This window comes from Haloferax sp. Atlit-10N (assembly GCF_003586325.1).
Lineage (GTDB): Archaea > Halobacteriota > Halobacteria > Halobacteriales > Haloferacaceae > Haloferax > Haloferax prahovense.
The window spans coordinates 1-1,090 of sequence record NZ_PSYX01000048.1 but is presented as its reverse complement, the minus strand read 5'-3'; the positions used below and the strand labels follow the sequence as shown (position 1 = coordinate 1,090).

General features: G+C 51.7%; 1 protein-coding gene. It reads left to right on the top strand.

Annotation, left to right across the window (positions count from 1 at the left end; translation table 11 throughout):
* Positions 1 to 378 precede the first annotated feature (378 nt).
* A partial coding sequence (locus C5B91_RS21095) for a ParA family protein (protein WP_147374901.1) occupies positions 379 to 1,090 on the top strand: 712 nt, incomplete at its 3' end.

Here is a 1,090-nt window from a genome sequence, read left to right as displayed (position 1 = left end):
CGCACATACAGAGTAGAACAATAGAGTTGGATAAGGTACCTAAGGTAGCTAAGTCACCTAAGGTAGAGGGGGTAGGTCAAGGAGACATTTCTGGACACCAATCCAGATGGGGAACTACCTTAGTTGGCTGAGTTGCCACAGTTACCTCAGGTACCTAATTTGACTCAGGTAGCACAGGTACCTTAGGCGAGGTAGTTGAACCAAGCCCAATATACTGGACACAGATCAAGCCGTACGATGGAACCCACCTCACCTACCTTAGGTACCTTAGGTAACTCAGGTAAGGTAGTTGAGTCAGGAAATATTATACGATATGCGTGAGTCTATGCGCACAACCACAGGTACCTCAGCGACCTTAGGTGACTCAGGTGAACACCAATGTCACAAGATCCCCAACCAAACGCTGTCGCACTGAACACGCTCAAAGGTGGCGTCGGAAAGACCACGATTTCGCTCAACACCGCCCGTGAATTAGCCGAGCGAGATCACGACGTTCTGCTTGTCGACCTCGATCCGAATGGTCACCTCACAGTTGGCCTTGACTTCCGCGAAGTCTATATAGACGATGAGCATGCAGATCTCGGAGAGATCATCATAGATCGGGATGCAGAGCCAGATGACGCAATCGTTTCGACTGAGTTTGGGTTTGACCTCTTCCCATCAACAGCAGACCTCGAAGACGTCCAAGATCGTCTCGGGTCGGTAAACCACGGAACAGTCAGGATGCGACAGTTCCTTGTTGAGCCGCTCTTGGGCGACACCTACGATTACATCATCATCGACACGCCCGGGAGTACGGGCCACCTCACGGACAACGCACTCGTCGCAACCGAGTCGATTCTTGTGCCACTCCGCCCAGGCCCTGAATCACTCGGAGGGTTCGAGCGAACGGTCGAGCGTCTAATCAAGCCACTTCGAGAGTTCATTTCGCTGGACTTGCTTGCAATTGTACCGACAGACCTCCAACGTCGTATTGATCAACAAACTCTTGACCGAGAGCTGATCGAGTCGTTGGTGACGCGTGAACATCTCGCTGCGAAGGTCCCGAACTTCGCGTATATCTCTCCAGCTGACCTGGAAAAGATTGATA